This is a genomic window from Treponema porcinum (genome assembly GCF_900167145.1).
Lineage (GTDB): Bacteria > Spirochaetota > Spirochaetia > Treponematales > Treponemataceae > Treponema_D > Treponema_D porcinum.
The window spans coordinates 102,089-116,717 of sequence record NZ_FUWG01000006.1 but is presented as its reverse complement, the minus strand read 5'-3'; the positions used below and the strand labels follow the sequence as shown (position 1 = coordinate 116,717).

The following is a 14,629-nucleotide window of genomic DNA, read 5'->3' as shown; positions in this document are numbered from 1 at the left end:
GCACGTTTTTTCTTCTAACACAATATTATATTCCATCAAATTAGCATTGTCTACATTGAATTTTGCATTGATTTTTTACATCAATTATCATTCTACGCTGATTTTCGTAATATGAGCACCAAGTACACGAAGACGCTCAACAAGATTTTCGTAACCGCGCTCAATCTGGTAGACATTGCTTATCCGGCTTTCACCGTGAGCTATCATTGCGGCAATCACCATTGCCATTCCGGCGCGTACGTCTGGAGAAACAAGATGATCTCCGTGAAGTACGGAAGGTCCGGACACAACGGCGCGGTGAGGATCGCACAACGTAATCTGCGCCCCCATATTGATAAGCTTGTCTACAAAGAACATACGTGACTCAAACATTTTTTCAAAAATCAGGACAGTTCCTTCAACCTGCGTTGCAACGACCGTCATAATGCTTGTTAAATCAGGCGGAAATCCCGGCCAAGGTGAATCATCTATTTTAGGAATTTTTGTTCCCACGTCGGCATTCGTCTTCATTTCCTGAATGGAAGACACGCAAATGCTGTCACCCTCCTGAGTCCAGGTAATTCCGAGTTTTGCAAATCCTGTTTTCAGCGGACGCAAATCAAGATTTTCCACGCCTTCTATCGTAATGCTGCCTTTTGTAGCGGCAGCAAGACCGATGAACGAACCAATTTCCATATAATCAGGACCAATAGTAAATTCGCAGGAATGAAGCTTTTTTACGCCGGAAATTTTCAATATATTGCTTCCAATTCCAGATATATGCGCCCCCATTGCATTTAGCATATTGCACAAATCCTGAATATGCGGCTCGCTTGCGGCATTTGTAATGACCGTTTCACCCTCCGCAAGAACCGCCGCCATAACAGCATTCTCCGTAGCCGTTACGGAACATTCATCAAGAAAAATATCCGCCCCGATAAGCTTGTTTGCCGTAAATGAAAAATGCCCGTTTATTTTTACGCGTGCGCCAAGCTGTTCAAGCGCAAAAAAATGCGTATCAAGGCGGCGTTTTCCTATAACATCACCTCCCGGCGGAAGCATCTCCGCCTTTCCACAACGCGCCAGCATCGGTCCTGCAAAAAGAATTGACGCGCGGATTTTCTTAGAAAGTGCGGACGGTATACAGACCGGCTGAATATTCTGCGCCTCGATTTTCCAACTGTGCTTTCCTATATTCGTTGCCTTTGCTCCGAACGATTGCAGGATATTCAGCATAACCGACGTATCTTCAATCTCCGGAATATTGTGAAGAATAACCGTTTCGTCAGTCAAAAGCGCCGCCGCAATACACGGAAGCGCAGCATTTTTATTTCCGCAGGCACGGATTGACCCCTTTATCGGAAATCCACCCTCAATTAGATATTCATGCATTTTCCCACCCTGCAAAATCTTTTCCAGCATTATTCTGCCGTACAAAAAGACTCCGCACTTTATCTATTAAAAATTATTTATTTGCCAGAACAATAACTGCCGCAAGATTTATAAGAACATCAGTTGCGGCGCACATTTGCGGAAGCGAAGCCCATTCGCGCCTTGAATGGTAATTATGTCCGCCGGTAAAAATATTCGGAGTCGGAATGCCAAGCTCCGTAAGCCGCGAACCGTCTGTTCCTCCGCGGATAGGCGTATACACCGGTTCAACGCCGGCAGCCCTGTACGCATCCGCAATGTTTTTTACGACAGACGGTACCGAATCAAGAACGGCTTTCATATTCTTGTACTGCTGCCGGAATGAAACATCAACTTTTGCGCGGCACGAATCGGCACACACTACGGCAATTTTCTTTACTTTTTCAATACGCCCCGCCATTCCCTGCTCGGTAAAATCCCGGAGAAGCAGCTTGACGCACGCTTTTTCAACAGTACCGGAACATTCCATAACGGCAAAAAATCCTTCGTAACCGTCTGTCGTTTCAGGGCGTTCCCCAGACGGTATGTTTTCTATAAAGCGCGCAGCAGTATGTACTGCGTTTACCATTCCAGTTCTGCGCGCGTCGCCGGTATGCGCAGCCTTTCCCCAGAACGTAACTTCAGCACCATACGCATTAAAACATTCCGTTTCAAGCTGACCTATATGTCCGCCATCTACAGTATATGCGCATTTTGACTTAATAAGATGAAGAGGAACTTTGTCCATTCCGTGACCGGTTTCTTCGTCCGGAGAAAAAATCACCTCAATAGCACCGTGCTTGATTTCCTTGTTAGACTTAATGTATTCAAGTGCCGAAACAATCTCCGCAATTCCAGCCTTATCATCCGCGCCCAGAAGCGTCGTTCCGTCAGAAGTAATTATCGTGTCGCGCCCGGCGGCCGCCTGTGCAAGATACGCATCCTCCGTTACGTCAAGTACAACGCCATCCTGCAAATCAATTCTTGCACCGTCATAAGATGCGTGAATAATCGGCTTAACGTCCTTTCCAGAAACTTCATCTACCGTATCCAGATGCGCAAGAAGGCAGAACGGCGGAACATACTCCATTCCTTTTGATGCAGGAAGCACCGCATATATATATCCGTCCGCCGTAAGCTGCGCATTTTTCAGCCCGACAGTTTTTATTTCAGTTAAAAGAGATTTTGCAAAAACTTTCTGCTGGCTAGTAGAAGGCATAATCCCCTTGTCAGCATTTTCCCCTGAACTTTCAGACCAGCAGCGTACATACCGTACAAACCTGTTCAATAAAACCGTCTGCAAATCAGAATTGCTTGAAAAAATTTTCATATAATAAGAATAATTTATTTTTATTCATTTAACAAGACAGGAAATTACAACACCGGAAAACAAACTTTTTTTTATAAAAAAAACGCGCATCCAAAAGGCATTCCGCCCAAAGGACACGCGTTTTCCGTTCATATAGCGCCGTCACCAAAAACAAAAGTTTCCGGCAAATGCGCTAACCGGCTTACGGATTAACGGTTGTCTTATATGCTGTTGTCAGATTACCGTCTGCATCCTGAACAAGCTCAAGCATTACAGCAGATTTTACCGGATTGCGGCTTTCGTCAAACGTAAGGTGACCCGTAACGTAATTACCGTCAGTCTTTTCCATTGCATCACGAATATCTGCAACTTTTTCAGAACCGCAGGCAGTCATTGCATCGCGGATTAAGTAAACGCAGTCATATCCAAGAGCAGCAAAAGAATTAGGCTCTTTGTTATATTTAGCTTTGAATGCTTCTACAAACTTCTGAACTACAGGCTCTGTAGAATCAGCAGAATAATGATTTGAATAAAAACCGTTCAAAACTTCAGAACCTGCAACAGTCGTAAGACCGTCCCAACCGTCAGCACCTACAATCGGAGTATCGATGCCCTGTGCACGCAGCTGCTTTGCAATTAAAGCAACTGTTGCATAATAGTCAGGAAGATATACAACATCAGGATTTGCATTTTTGATTTTTGTAAGCTGCGCATTGAAGTTCTTGTCGCCGGTAGCGTAAGAATCAACTGCAACAATCTCGCGTCCGTCACCTTCAAAAGCCTTTACGAAATTCTCATAAAGACCGACTGAATAGTCATTTCCCAAATCGTAGAGAACGGCTGCGCGCTTAGCCTTAAGAGTATCAGCAGCAAATTTTCCGCCTACAGTTCCCTGGAACGGATCAATAAAACAAGCGCGGAATACGTAGTTTCCGGCGTTTGTAATCTCCGGTGCAGTAGCAGCCGGTGCAAGCTGAAGAACTTTCTTTGCCTGTGACAAAGCTGTAATTGCATTAGTACAGCCGGATGTCAAAGAACCGATAACCACTCCTACGCCATCACGTGTCGTAAGTTTTTTGAAAGCAACGACAGTCTTGTCAGGATTTCCTTCATCATCTTCACTTACCAGAACGACTTTCTTTCCATTGATACCGCCGGCAGCATTGATTTCCTCGATGGCAAGGTCTACACCGTTTTTGCACTCAACGCCGTAAACTGCAACATTTCCAGAAAGAGGGAAAATTCCTCCGATAATAACATCAGAAGATTCCTTCTTTGAACAACTTGTTAATGCAAGCGCACAAACTGCACTCAACAAAATTAAGTTTTTTTTCATAATTCCTCCAAAAAAATACTTAATATATTAAGTATAATTAATTTGCTTTTTTTAGTAAACGTACATACAGGTCTGTTAAATAAAAAAACCGCCCGAAAAAAATATGGGCGGTTTACAAATCCGTTAAGATTACTCAGCAGCCGGTGCTGATTCCTCAGCAGGAGCTTCTGCAGCAGCCTGTACAACAGGAGCAGCAGCCTTTGCCTTGTTCTTCAAAGCAGCATTGCAATACTTACAGATTTTTACTTGCTGTCCGTCAATAGTCTGCTCGTAAAGAACCTTTATATGCTCTTTCTTACAGATAGGACAAGTTCCTCTTCCACGTGCAGGAAGAGTGCGAACACCAGTTCCACGATGATTTTTAGACATATCCTACTCCTTGTCTGCAGCAGCTTTTGATTCTGCTTTCTTTGCAGTCGGTTTTGCAGCTTTTTTTGCAGGTGCTGCGGACTTTTCCTCCGGAGCATCTTTTTCAAGCTTATAGTCTACCAATTCAAGGATTACCATATCAGCAGCATCACCCTGGCGATAACCGAGTTTCAGAACACGAGTGTAACCACCGTTGCGTTCTTTCATGCGCGGACCGATTTCCGTAAACAATTTATTGAGGATTTTTTCATCCTGAATAAATTTTGCAGCTTCGCGGCGATTGTGAACTGAATCAACCTTGCTTCTTGTAATTAATTTTTCAGCAGCCTTGCGGACTTCAAGTGCCTTAGATTTAGTAGTAGTAATACGCTCAAACCTAAAGAGAGAAGTTACCATATTGCGTGACATTGCACGGCGGTGTGCTGTTGTTCTTGAAAGCGGATTAAAACCATTTCTATGATTCATCTGTTTCTTCCTTCTGCTTTGTTATGTTGACAGCATTCTTCAGATGACTATAGTCAGTCATTCCAAGCGTCAAGCCCCATTCCTGGAGCTTTTCTTTGATTTCTGCAAGACTCTTCTTTCCAAAGTTACGTGTCTTTGCAAGATCATCTTCTGTCTTTTTTGTTAATTCACCGATAGTGCGGATATTTGCATTCTTCAAGCAGTTTGAAGAGCGCACTGAAAGTTCAAGTTCCTCAACAGGAGTGTTAAGAATTTCTTTAATCCTTGCGTCATCCTCGTCACTTTCATCACCACCGGCGACATCACTGTCATTAAAGTTTACAAAGATTGAAAAATGATCTTTTGCAATCTTTGCAGCTTCGGCTAATGCATCTTCTGGTGCAATTGTTCCGTCTGTCCAAATTTCAAGCACAAGCTTATCGTAATCATTACGCTGACCTACACGACAAGGTTCAATTGAATATTTAACCTTTGGAACCGGAGTAAAAATAGCATCCATTGGAATTGTACCTACAACTTCAATATAATGCTCGTTTACTTCAGCTGGAACGTAACCCCTGCCAAGATCAACCTGCATTTCGATTTCCAGATTGGCGCCTTCCATCATCGTAAAGACAACCATATCTTTAGTCATAACTTCAAGCTGATTTTCCCTGGCAAGGTCATCGCTTTTAACAACTCCCGGTCCTTTGAATTCGTAAAGAATCGTATCCTGTTCTACGTCGTTAGGAAGCCGCAAACGGATCTGTTTCAGACTGTTAATTATTTCCAGAGTATCTTCGGAAACATTTGGAATTGCTTCAAATTCACTGGAGATAACATGAGGAACACCATCTGCATCGTAAGATGTAATACGAATTGATGTAGGCGCATATCCTTGAATAGATGAAAGAAGGACACGGCGCAATGTATTTCCTACAGTTGTACCGAAACCTGTTTCAAAAGGATACGCAGTAAACTTTCCATAATTCGGATTCGTCTCAAGATGCTCAAAAGTAATACCCTTCGGTTTCTTAAAACCTTTAAGCAGATTTTTGCGAGCCATCGGAACTCCTTATTTAGAATAGAACTCAACTACAAGCTGTTCTTTTACATCCAGCAAGTCAGTAACTTCCTCGCGTCTTGGAAGAGCAGCAAAAGTTCCCTTTACTGCATCTACATCAACAGCAACCCAAGGCATTGTTCCAGATTTAGAAACTTCGCCCAAAGCATCCTGAACGACAGGCAGTTTTTTGCTCTTTTCCTTGATTTCGATAACATCGCCGACTTTTACTTCATAACTCGGAATATTTACGCTTTTTCCGTTAACAAGCACGTGACCATGAAGAACAAGCTGACGGGCCTGATTACGGCTCACAGCATAGTGCATCCTATAAACAACATTATCAAGTCTTCTTTCAAGAAGCTGAATGAAGTTTTCACCTGTTACGCCAGGCATACGGAGAGCGCGGTCAAAAGTAAGGCGGAACTGTTTTTCAAGCATACCGTACATACGTCTGATCTTCTGCTTTTCAATCAACTGAAGACCATATTCACTGCGTTTTCCAGCGCGAACTTTCGGGTCTTTTCCCGGTGCTCCGCGTTTTTTGTTCATAGGGCATTTGTCGCTCATACAGCGGGTACCCTTCAACATCAATTTTTTTCCGTCTGCACGGCACATACGGCAGACTGGACCTGTATATCTTGCCATTACCTAAGTCTCCTTAACTACATGCGGCGTGTTTTGCGAGGGCGGCAGCCGTTATGAGGAATCGGTGTTACATCGTGGATAGATTTAACCTTCAGTCCCATAGCGCCAAGAGAACGAATAGCATTTTCGCGACCCATTCCCGGTCCCTTTACATACACATGAACTTCACGCAAGCCGTAGCTCACTGCCTTCTGCACAGCTGTTTCCGCAACTGTCTGAGCGGCAAACGGAGTAGATTTTTTAGCTCCGCGGAAACCAAGTCCACCAGAAGAAGCCCATGCAATTGCATTGCCCTTCAGGTCTGTAATTGTTACGATGGTATTATTAAACGTCGCCTGAATGTAAACATTACCTTCATAGACGCTTTTCTTTTCCTTTCGCTTTTTTACTGTAGCCATTGAAAATCCTCCGCCTTACGCCTTCTTCTTATTAGCAACAGTCTTCTTCTTGCCCTTACGGGTACGTGCATTAGTACGCGTACGCTGTCCGCGAACCGGAAGACCACTCTTGTGTCTAAGACCGCGATAGCAGCCAATATCCATCAAGCGCTTCAGATTAAGACCGATTTCTGAACGGAGACGGCCTTCAACTTTGTAATTTTTATCAATAATCTCACGCAAAGCTGCAAGTTCTTCCTGCGTAAGATCGTTAGCCAGTTTTGCAGCATCAATTTTTGCTTCTGCGCAAATCTCTGCAGCTGCAGAACGACCGATACCGTAGATATAAGTTAATGCTATACCTATATGTTTGTTAGGGATATCAACTCCCGCAATTCGAGCCATCTGTTACTCCTTAGCCCTGTCTCTGCTTATGTTTCGGGTTTGAACAAACGATACGGACAATTCCGTTTCTTCTGATAACCTTGCACTTATCACAGATAGGTTTTACACTGGTTCGTACTTTCATAAAAGACCCCCTGAGAATATTTTTCACCGAATCTTAGCACCTCGCAATGAGAGACAATTCGGTGAAAAGTACTATATCACATATTCTCAATCTTTTTCTACTACTAATTCACGAAATTCTACAAATTTCGTGATCTAATTTTGCCCTTCTTAGTAAGTCCTTCCTGATGATGCATTTTAAGAAGTGCCTCAACCTGACTCATTGTATCCAGATCAACGCCAACCATAATGATAAGCGAAGTTCCGCCCATCAACATTGAAATTGACTGCGGGAATCCAAAAAGGTTCTGGATGACTGTCGGCAGAACAGCAATTGCCGCCAGGAACAACGAACCAGGCAATACCAACCGGTTCAATATCTTCTGAAGGTATTCCTCAGTTTTATCTGTACGTACACCAGGAATGGAGCCGCCGTTTTCCCGGATATTCTTTGCGATTTCTGTGGGGTTCAGAGTTACCTGAGTGTAGAAGTATGCAAAGAATACGATAAGAATGACCAACAGTATATTGTACCAGAGACCGTTTGGTGTCAAAACGTTAGATAAACGGATTATCCACCTTGCAGAGTTCTGGTTATTTCCAATCATTGATACTAACTGAAGCGGTAAAGTAAGAAGCGATGATGCGAAAATCAACGGAATTACGTTCGACGGATTTACCTTGAAAGGAATGTAAGTGTTCTGTCCACCGTACATTTTTCTTCCTACAACACGTTTTGCATAATGAACCGGAATTTTCCGCTCACCAGCTTCCTCAAATATTACCAGACCGATGATGACAAGGAACATCAAAAGTACGACGATGACGAAAACCAGCTGGATTTCGCCGTCTGACACTTTCTTTACAAGTTCCATAATGGCACTAGGAAGACGTGCAACAATACCGGCGAAAATCATCATAGAAATTCCGTTGCCGATACCGCGCGCAGTAATCTGATCACCGAGCCATACCGTTACCATAGATCCTGTAGTAACTGCAAGCATTGCAAGTGCATTAAACTTCCAATGCGATTCAATTACAATACAGTTAGGAATGCTGCGGGCATAAACGGTAACTGCATAAGACTGAAGAATACATACAAAGATAGTACCGATTCTTGTCCATGCAGCCATCTTACGCTGACCGCCATCTTCCTGAACTGCACGTTTCAAAGACGGGAAAATAATCACAGCAAGCTGCATAATAATCTGTGTAGAGATGTACGGCATAACTCCCAGCATAAAAACTGAGAAATTAGAGAACGCACCACCTACAAAGAAGTCCATATAACTGGCGAAAGAATTTTTATTCTGGTTTGCCAGATTGTTAAAGTACTCAAACAGCACGGTTGCATCAATCCCCGGTATAGTCAGGACGCTTCCCAAGCGGAAAACCGCCAGCACAACCAGAGTAAAAAACAAGCGACTGCGAAGCTCTTTAACTTTAAACATATTAACAATAGGATTGCTTGCCATGTCTTACTCCGTCAATTACTTTTTTTCTTCAGCTTTCTCAGCAACTTTTACAGTGCCGCCGGCTTTTTCAATTTTAGCCTTAGCAGATTCTGAAATCTTATCAACATCAACGGAAAGTTTCTTTTTAATGTCGCCATTGCCAAGAATTTTTACCAGTGATGCAGAAGTTTTTGAAATCAAGCCTTTTGCAGCCAAAGTTCCCTTATCAACAGTTTCGCCGTCAGCAAATTTTGCCTCAAGCTCACCTACGTTAATGCAAACATATTCTTTTTTGAAAGGATAGTTTGAGAAACCGCGGATTGCAATGCGGCGGTAAAGAGGCATCTGTCCGCCTTCAAAACCGACGTATGTTTTTCCGCCTGAGCGTGACTGCTGACCTTTGTTACCTTTACCGGCAGTCGTACCGAGTCCTGAAGAAGAACCGCGGCCAACACGTTTAGGTTTTTTATTAGCACCCAGAGGAGCGCTAAGAATTGGATTGTAATCTGACATTATTTAGCCTCCTCAACTGTTACAAGGTGAGAAACTGCTGCAATCATACCTTTGACTGCATCGTTTTCTTCCTGAATAACAGATGAACTGATTTTCTTCAAGCCAAGGCTGCGTACTGTTGCAACTACTGCAGGTTTCTGTCCGATTGTACTCTTTCTAAGAGTAATCTTAACTTTCTTTGCCTTTGCCATAGTTTAACCCCACAACTCATCAAGTGTCTTACCACGACCTGCAGCAACAGTTTTTGCATCCATAAGGTTCTGGATAGCATTGAATGTTGCGCGAACAACGTTTACGGAAGCACTTGATCCCAAAGATTTGGAAATAACATCAGAAGCACCAACAGCATCCATTATGGCACGAACCGCACCACCCGCCTTAATTCCAGTACCGGAACAAGCTGGTTTCAGAAGAACTGATGAGCTCTTATATTTTCCAATAATTTCATGAGGTATTGTACCGTTCTTCATTGGCATATAAACCAAGTTTCTCTTAGCACGGTCAACACTCTTCTTTATAGCTTCAGATACGTCATTTGCCTTACCAAAACCGTATCCTACGCGACCTTTCTGATCTCCAACAACAGTGAGCGCAGCAAAAGACATACGGCGTCCGCCTTTTACAGTCTTTGCTGTTCTGTTAAGAGTAACGAGTTTTTCAACAAACTCCTTCTCTTTTGGATCTTTGTCAAATTTCTGGCGTTCCATCAGCGACTCCTAGAATTCAATCCCGGCTTTGCGGGTTCCATCTGCAAGGGCTTTTACAACACCATGGTAAAGATAACCGTTACGGTCAAAGACTACTTTCGTAATCTTCTTATCCTTAAGGCGTGCTCCTAAAGCTTCTCCAAGTTTTGCAGCACCTTCAATATTAGGCTTAAGTGCCTCAAACTCTTTTTCCAAAGTAGAAATAGAAGCAAGAGTTTTTCCCTCGTCATCATTTATCACCTGTACTGAAAGGTTCTTGTTGCTGCGTGTTACAGTCATACGAGGACGTTCAGCAGTACCATAGATACTCTTGCGAATATGAATCTTTCTGTGCAGGCGTTTTCTGTCTTTATCGTTTAGTTTCTTAAACATAGCGCTCCACCTTATTTAACACCAGTCTTACCGACTTTACGTCTGATAACTTCATTATCGTAGCGGATACCTTTTCCTTTGTAAGGTTCAGGCTTGCGCAGTTTACGAATCTGAGAACTGAATTCACCAACCAGCTGCTTGTCAATACCAGAAATAGATACTTTTCCGCTTGGATCAGCCGTTACAGTCAGCCCTTCAGGAATTACAACATAGAAATCAGTTGAATATCCAAGGTTAAGCATAAGCATCTTTCCCTGAACTTCAGCACGATAACCGACACCAGTAATTACAAGAGTCTTTGTAAATCCTGTTGTTACTCCGACAACCATATTGTTAATAAGATTTCTGTAAAGACCGTGGAATGCACCTGTCTGTTTTTCTCCGTTAAGCGGAGTTACGATAACATTCCCGTCTTTTACTTCAACCTTTATATCTTTACTGAAATCCTGTTTCAGTTCGCCCTTCGGACCTTTTACAGTAACAACGCAGTCTGCAACAGTTACAGTAACGCCCGCTGGAATAACGACAGGAAGCTTACCTAATTTAGACATTTCTTCCTCCTATTACCAGATTGAGCAGATAAGTTCACCGCCGACCATCTTTTCAGATGCCTTCTTTCCGGTAGTTACACCAGAAGAAGTTGAAACGATAATTGTACCGTATCCGTTGAATACGCGCGGCAATTCTTTATAGCCAGAATAAACGCGGCGACCAGGAGTAGAAATTTTCTTTACTCCGTGGATAACCGGATTATTGCTATCATCATATTTCAGAATGATGCGGATAATTGGATGTCCGTCTTCCTGAACCTTCTTAAAATTCTTGATATATCCTTCTGTTTTCAAAATCTTAACGATTTCAAGCTTCAGTTTTGAAGCAGGAATATCAACTTTCTCGTGGCGGGCTACAGCCGCATTGCGAACCTTAGTAAGCATATCTGCTACTGGATCTGATGCACTCATATTATTCTCCTACCACTCTACCAACTTGATTTTGTGATGCCTGGCAAAAGGCCTTCACCTGCTAATTTACGGAAACAAATACGACACATCTTGTATTTCCGCAAATATCCACGTGGACGTCCGCAAATCTGGCAGCGGTTGTACTGCCGTGTTTCATACTTCTGTTTGCGGGCGGCTTTTATTATCAATGATTTCTTAGCCATGTATCCCTCACTCTACTTACGGAACGGCATATTGAACTTGGCAAGCAATGACTTAGCTTCTGCATCAGTCTTTGCACTTGTTACAATAGTAATATTCATACCGGCAACCTTAGTGATTTTATCAAAGTCGATTTCCGGGAATATCAACTGTTCTGTAATACCAACTGAGAAGTTTCCGTGACCATCAAAGCCAGTAGCCTTGATACCGCGGAAGTCCTTAATACGCGGAAGCGCAACGTTAATCAAGCGGTCCAAGAATTCATACATTATTGTTCCGCGCAATGTAACCATTGCTCCCACTTCATTGCCCTCACGCAACTTAAAGTTAGCGATACTCTTTTTTGCCTTTGTTTTAACAGCTTTCTGACCTGTTATCTGTGTCAAGTCAGCTACTGCGGCATCAAGGAGTTTCTTATTTGCGAGAGCTTCGCCAACACCCATGCTAACAACAATCTTTTTGATAGCAGGAACCTGCATCGGAGTTGTATAGTTAAACTCTTTTACGAGTGCAGGAGCGACAGTGTCCTTATAGACTTTCTTAAGCCGAGGTACGTAATTAGCCATTACAGTATATCTCCACATTTACGGCAGACGCGGACTTTTTTGTCCCCGTCCATTTTGTAACCGATTCTTACAGGACGACCGCATTTCTTACATACGATTCCAACATTAGAAATGTTGAGCGGCGCCTCAATTTCAACGATACCGCCCTGATCCTGCGGGCTGCGTTTCTTCATTGCCTTTTTAACAATGTTCACACCAGATACAATAACTGCATCCTTTTTAGGAAGAATGCGGACAACAGTTCCCCGTTTTCCCTTATCCTTTCCTGCAAGAACCTGTACTGTATCGTCTTTACGGATTTTGAATTTTTTTACCATATCCATAACTCCTTAGAGTACTTCCGGAGCAAGAGATACGATTTTCATAAAATCCATATCACGAAGCTCGCGAGCAACAGGTCCGAAGATGCGTTTTCCCTTAGGATTCTTATTGTCGTCAACGATAACGCAGGCGTTATCATCAAAACGAATATAAGTTCCGTCAGGGCGGCGGTATTCTTTTGCCTGACGCACAATCACTGCCTTTTCAATAGCACCCTTTTTAATAGTTGACGTAGGGATAGCATCCTTTATTGCCACTACAACAATGTCGCCAATTCCGGCATATCTGCGGTGTGTTCCGCCAAGAACTTTAATACACTGAGCGATTTTAGCACCGGAGTTATCAGCAACTGTCATGCATGACTGCATCTGAATCATATTCCAACTCCTGCCTTATTTAGCGCGTTCTACGATTTCAGCAAGACGCCAGCACTTATTTTTGCTGAGCGGTCTGCATTCCACGATACGAACTGTGTCACCAATGTGAGCATCGTTCTTTTCATCGTGGGCCATATATTTCTTAGTACGTGTAACGTACTTCTTGTAAAGTCGATCCATTTTCTTTGTCGTAATTGAAACGACGATAGACTTATCCATCTTGTCGCTTGTTACAACTCCAACAAAGGAACGTTTTGCCGGTTTTACAGTCTGAACAGTATTTTCTTCCACGATTCAGCTCCTACTTATTCTCTCCAGCAGCTTCTTTCTGCTGGATAAACGTATTCAAGCGTGCGATTTCACGGCGCATTGTTCGTTTCTGCATCGGGTTATCTACATGGGCAACAACCATCTTGAAACGGAGGTCCATGTATTCCTTTTTAAGCGCATCACGTTTTGCAACAAGTTCTGAATAAGACAGTTCTTTGTCGTTCTTTTTCTTAGATTTTGAATCAGCCATCTTATTCCTCCTTAGTCCTGTGTCGGCTTATAAGCAATTTTCGTTATTATCGGAAGTTTGCTTGAAGCAAGCTCAAGAGCACGCTCTGCAAGCTTCAGATCAACCCCGGCAATCTCAAAAAGAATCATACCAGGTTTGATTACAGCCGCCCATGATTCAGGAGCGCCCTTACCCTTACCCATACGGACTTCAGCCGGTTTTTTAGAAATAGGCTTGTCCGGGAAAACCCTGATCCAAACCTGTCCCTTACGGTCAAGCTTACGGTTAATGGCAACACGGGCTGCCTCAATAACCTTTGCGCTCAACCACGTAGGCTCCATTGCAACAAGTGCAATATCGCCAAAGTCAATGTTGTTATCGCGGGTAGCATTACCTTTTTCCCTACCGCGCTGCACCTTACGGTGCATAACTCTTTTAGGACTCAGTGGCATAACCTAACTCCTTGCCTTTGCAGAAGGTTCTGATTTTTCAGCCTTATCTGCACCTTCGTTCTTATCTGCAGCACGGCGATCACGACGCGGCTTGCGGACAAGCTGTCCTGCATCATCATTCTGCTCGATGCCGTAGTTCATTCCGTTATAAACCCATACTTTTATACCGATTTTTCCGTATGTTGTATGAGCTTCATAAGTAGAATAATCAATATCAGCACGAAGCGTGTGAAGAGGAACACGACCTTCTTTGTGTTCTTCTGTACGTGTCATTTCTGAACCGCCAAGACGGCCTGAAAGACGAATTTTGATCCCCTGGGCACCAGCGCGCATTGCATTGCTTACAGCCTGCTTCAAAGCCTTGCGGTAAGAACCGCGGCCTGCAAGCTGGCGACCAATATTCTGGGCAATCAGGCTTGCGTTTACATCCGCACGCTTAACTTCCTTAATCTTGATCTGAACTTTCTTAGTCAGCTGAGCCTGAATGTCTCCGCTGATTTTTTCGATAGTTGCACCCTTAACACCAATAATTACACCCGGACGAGCTGTGTGAATAACGATTGTTACACGCTGCGGATGACGTACAATTTCAATTTCTGCAATGTCAGCATTTTTGCATTCAGGAAGATCCATAACCAGTTTTCTGATTTTCATATCTTCAAGAACGAGGTCTGCATACTCACGAGGATCTGCATACCAGCGTGACTGCCATGTTTTGTTTACGCCTAAGCGCAAACCGATTGGACTAACTTTCTGACCCACT

At 43.3% G+C, this 14,629-nt stretch carries 25 protein-coding genes; all 25 read right to left on the bottom strand.

The features are described from left to right. Positions 1–87: 87 nt before the first annotated feature. Positions 88–1,371 carry a UDP-N-acetylglucosamine 1-carboxyvinyltransferase gene (gene murA / locus B5D55_RS05100; protein WP_078932955.1) on the bottom strand — a complete coding sequence of 428 codons (1,284 nt, stop codon included), beginning with the start codon at positions 1,369–1,371 and terminating at the stop codon, positions 88–90. 73 nt (positions 1,372–1,444) lie between these two features. Further along, complete coding sequence (gene pepT / locus B5D55_RS05095; RefSeq protein ID WP_078932925.1) at positions 1,445–2,719, bottom strand: peptidase T; 1,275 nt, start codon at positions 2,717–2,719, stop codon at positions 1,445–1,447. A 181-nt stretch (positions 2,720–2,900) separates the two neighbouring features. After that, entirely contained in the window at positions 2,901–4,034 is a 1,134-nt protein-coding gene (locus tag B5D55_RS05090) for an ABC transporter substrate-binding protein (RefSeq protein ID WP_078932924.1), read from the bottom strand. Between the two features lie 129 nt (positions 4,035–4,163). Next, a complete protein-coding gene (locus B5D55_RS05085) occupies positions 4,164–4,403 on the bottom strand; it encodes a hypothetical protein (RefSeq protein ID WP_078932923.1) in 240 nt (79 codons plus the stop codon). A gap of 3 nt (positions 4,404–4,406) precedes the next feature. Continuing rightward, positions 4,407–4,868, bottom strand: a complete 462-nt coding sequence (gene rplQ, locus B5D55_RS05080; RefSeq protein ID WP_078932921.1) for a 50S ribosomal protein L17 — start codon at positions 4,866–4,868, stop codon at positions 4,407–4,409. After that, the gene (locus B5D55_RS05075) at positions 4,858–5,913 is read right to left on the bottom strand and encodes a DNA-directed RNA polymerase subunit alpha (RefSeq protein ID WP_078932920.1); all 1,056 of its coding nucleotides are present in this window, start codon (positions 5,911–5,913) and stop codon (positions 4,858–4,860) included. Before B5D55_RS05075 ends, rplQ begins: the two co-directional genes overlap by 11 nt. A 9-nt stretch (positions 5,914–5,922) precedes the next feature. Beyond that, on the bottom strand, positions 5,923–6,558 hold the full coding sequence (gene rpsD / locus B5D55_RS05070) for a 30S ribosomal protein S4 (protein WP_078932919.1): 636 nt from the start codon (positions 6,556–6,558) through the stop codon (positions 5,923–5,925). Between the two features lie 17 nt (positions 6,559–6,575). Then, a complete protein-coding gene (gene rpsK, locus B5D55_RS05065; RefSeq protein ID WP_078932918.1) occupies positions 6,576–6,956 on the bottom strand; it encodes a 30S ribosomal protein S11 in 381 nt (126 codons plus the stop codon). A 15-nt stretch (positions 6,957–6,971) separates the two neighbouring features. Further along, a complete protein-coding gene (gene rpsM / locus B5D55_RS05060) occupies positions 6,972–7,340 on the bottom strand; it encodes a 30S ribosomal protein S13 (RefSeq protein WP_078932917.1) in 369 nt (122 codons plus the stop codon). Between the two features lie 10 nt (positions 7,341–7,350). Then, positions 7,351–7,464 carry a 50S ribosomal protein L36 gene (gene rpmJ / locus B5D55_RS05055; protein WP_078932916.1) on the bottom strand — a complete coding sequence of 38 codons (114 nt, stop codon included), beginning with the start codon at positions 7,462–7,464 and terminating at the stop codon, positions 7,351–7,353. 118 nt (positions 7,465–7,582) lie between these two features. Next, positions 7,583–8,917, bottom strand: coding sequence for a preprotein translocase subunit SecY (secY, locus tag B5D55_RS05050; RefSeq protein ID WP_078932914.1), 1,335 nt, complete (start codon positions 8,915–8,917; stop codon positions 7,583–7,585). 15 nt (positions 8,918–8,932) lie between these two features. Beyond that, positions 8,933–9,409 (bottom strand): 50S ribosomal protein L15, encoded by a 477-nt coding sequence (gene rplO, locus B5D55_RS05045; RefSeq protein ID WP_078932913.1) that lies wholly within the window; start codon positions 9,407–9,409, stop codon positions 8,933–8,935. Then, entirely contained in the window at positions 9,409–9,600 is a 192-nt protein-coding gene (gene rpmD / locus B5D55_RS05040; protein ID WP_078932912.1) for a 50S ribosomal protein L30, read from the bottom strand. Before rpmD ends, rplO begins: the two co-directional genes overlap by 1 nt. A gap of 3 nt (positions 9,601–9,603) precedes the next feature. Continuing rightward, positions 9,604–10,116, bottom strand: coding sequence for a 30S ribosomal protein S5 (gene rpsE / locus B5D55_RS05035; RefSeq protein WP_078932910.1), 513 nt, complete (start codon positions 10,114–10,116; stop codon positions 9,604–9,606). 9 nt (positions 10,117–10,125) lie between these two features. Then, complete coding sequence (rplR, locus tag B5D55_RS05030; protein WP_078932909.1) at positions 10,126–10,488, bottom strand: 50S ribosomal protein L18; 363 nt, start codon at positions 10,486–10,488, stop codon at positions 10,126–10,128. A gap of 11 nt (positions 10,489–10,499) precedes the next feature. Next, a complete protein-coding gene (gene rplF / locus B5D55_RS05025; RefSeq protein ID WP_078932908.1) occupies positions 10,500–11,039 on the bottom strand; it encodes a 50S ribosomal protein L6 in 540 nt (179 codons plus the stop codon). A gap of 12 nt (positions 11,040–11,051) precedes the next feature. Then, positions 11,052–11,450 (bottom strand): 30S ribosomal protein S8, encoded by a 399-nt coding sequence (rpsH, locus tag B5D55_RS05020; RefSeq protein WP_078932907.1) that lies wholly within the window; start codon positions 11,448–11,450, stop codon positions 11,052–11,054. 17 nt (positions 11,451–11,467) lie between these two features. Next, positions 11,468–11,653 (bottom strand): type Z 30S ribosomal protein S14, encoded by a 186-nt coding sequence (locus B5D55_RS05015; RefSeq protein ID WP_078932906.1) that lies wholly within the window; start codon positions 11,651–11,653, stop codon positions 11,468–11,470. Between the two features lie 12 nt (positions 11,654–11,665). Then, entirely contained in the window at positions 11,666–12,217 is a 552-nt protein-coding gene (gene rplE / locus B5D55_RS05010; RefSeq protein ID WP_078932905.1) for a 50S ribosomal protein L5, read from the bottom strand. Next, positions 12,217–12,534 (bottom strand): 50S ribosomal protein L24, encoded by a 318-nt coding sequence (rplX, locus tag B5D55_RS05005; RefSeq protein ID WP_078932904.1) that lies wholly within the window; start codon positions 12,532–12,534, stop codon positions 12,217–12,219. The genes rplE and rplX overlap by 1 nt, the downstream gene beginning before the upstream one ends. Positions 12,535–12,546: 12 nt before the next feature. Further along, a complete protein-coding gene (rplN, locus tag B5D55_RS05000) occupies positions 12,547–12,915 on the bottom strand; it encodes a 50S ribosomal protein L14 (RefSeq protein ID WP_078932902.1) in 369 nt (122 codons plus the stop codon). A gap of 15 nt (positions 12,916–12,930) precedes the next feature. Beyond that, positions 12,931–13,206 carry a 30S ribosomal protein S17 gene (gene rpsQ, locus B5D55_RS04995; protein ID WP_078932901.1) on the bottom strand — a complete coding sequence of 92 codons (276 nt, stop codon included), beginning with the start codon at positions 13,204–13,206 and terminating at the stop codon, positions 12,931–12,933. Between the two features lie 10 nt (positions 13,207–13,216). Further along, on the bottom strand, positions 13,217–13,435 hold the full coding sequence (rpmC, locus tag B5D55_RS04990; protein WP_078932899.1) for a 50S ribosomal protein L29: 219 nt from the start codon (positions 13,433–13,435) through the stop codon (positions 13,217–13,219). Between the two features lie 11 nt (positions 13,436–13,446). Next, positions 13,447–13,866: a 50S ribosomal protein L16 gene (rplP, locus tag B5D55_RS04985; RefSeq protein ID WP_078932898.1), complete on the bottom strand. Its 420-nt coding sequence runs from the start codon at positions 13,864–13,866 to the stop codon at positions 13,447–13,449. 3 nt (positions 13,867–13,869) lie between these two features. Beyond that, complete coding sequence (gene rpsC, locus B5D55_RS04980; protein WP_078932897.1) at positions 13,870–14,628, bottom strand: 30S ribosomal protein S3; 759 nt, start codon at positions 14,626–14,628, stop codon at positions 13,870–13,872. Position 14,629: the final 1 nt, after the last annotated feature.

Coding starts and splice junctions, on each gene's coding strand:
- rpsH (WP_078932907.1), bottom strand. CDS start 11,450: ATGAGTGCATCAGATCCAGTAGCAGATATGCTTACTAAGGTTCGCAAT.
- rpsK (WP_078932918.1), bottom strand. CDS start 6,956: ATGGCTACAGTAAAAAAGCGAAAGGAAAAGAAAAGCGTCTATGAAGGT.
- pepT (WP_078932925.1), bottom strand. CDS start 2,719: ATGAAAATTTTTTCAAGCAATTCTGATTTGCAGACGGTTTTATTGAAC.
- rpmC (WP_078932899.1), bottom strand. CDS start 13,435: ATGGCTGATTCAAAATCTAAGAAAAAGAACGACAAAGAACTGTCTTAT.
- B5D55_RS05015 (WP_078932906.1), bottom strand. CDS start 11,653: ATGGCTAAGAAATCATTGATAATAAAAGCCGCCCGCAAACAGAAGTAT.
- rpsM (WP_078932917.1), bottom strand. CDS start 7,340: ATGGCTCGAATTGCGGGAGTTGATATCCCTAACAAACATATAGGTATA.
- murA (WP_078932955.1), bottom strand. CDS start 1,371: ATGCATGAATATCTAATTGAGGGTGGATTTCCGATAAAGGGGTCAATC.
- rplN (WP_078932902.1), bottom strand. CDS start 12,915: ATGATTCAGATGCAGTCATGCATGACAGTTGCTGATAACTCCGGTGCT.
- rplR (WP_078932909.1), bottom strand. CDS start 10,488: ATGTTTAAGAAACTAAACGATAAAGACAGAAAACGCCTGCACAGAAAG.
- secY (WP_078932914.1), bottom strand. CDS start 8,917: ATGGCAAGCAATCCTATTGTTAATATGTTTAAAGTTAAAGAGCTTCGC.
- rplX (WP_078932904.1), bottom strand. CDS start 12,534: ATGGTAAAAAAATTCAAAATCCGTAAAGACGATACAGTACAGGTTCTT.
- rpmJ (WP_078932916.1), bottom strand. CDS start 7,464: ATGAAAGTACGAACCAGTGTAAAACCTATCTGTGATAAGTGCAAGGTT.
- B5D55_RS05075 (WP_078932920.1), bottom strand. CDS start 5,913: ATGGCTCGCAAAAATCTGCTTAAAGGTTTTAAGAAACCGAAGGGTATT.
- B5D55_RS05085 (WP_078932923.1), bottom strand. CDS start 4,403: ATGTCTAAAAATCATCGTGGAACTGGTGTTCGCACTCTTCCTGCACGT.
- rplO (WP_078932913.1), bottom strand. CDS start 9,409: ATGTCAGATTACAATCCAATTCTTAGCGCTCCTCTGGGTGCTAATAAA.
- rplP (WP_078932898.1), bottom strand. CDS start 13,866: ATGCCACTGAGTCCTAAAAGAGTTATGCACCGTAAGGTGCAGCGCGGT.
- rplF (WP_078932908.1), bottom strand. CDS start 11,039: ATGTCTAAATTAGGTAAGCTTCCTGTCGTTATTCCAGCGGGCGTTACT.
- rplE (WP_078932905.1), bottom strand. CDS start 12,217: ATGGCTAATTACGTACCTCGGCTTAAGAAAGTCTATAAGGACACTGTC.
- rpsE (WP_078932910.1), bottom strand. CDS start 10,116: ATGGAACGCCAGAAATTTGACAAAGATCCAAAAGAGAAGGAGTTTGTT.
- B5D55_RS05090 (WP_078932924.1), bottom strand. CDS start 4,034: ATGAAAAAAAACTTAATTTTGTTGAGTGCAGTTTGTGCGCTTGCATTA.
- rpmD (WP_078932912.1), bottom strand. CDS start 9,600: ATGGCAAAGGCAAAGAAAGTTAAGATTACTCTTAGAAAGAGTACAATC.
- rpsD (WP_078932919.1), bottom strand. CDS start 6,558: ATGGCAAGATATACAGGTCCAGTCTGCCGTATGTGCCGTGCAGACGGA.
- rplQ (WP_078932921.1), bottom strand. CDS start 4,868: ATGAATCATAGAAATGGTTTTAATCCGCTTTCAAGAACAACAGCACAC.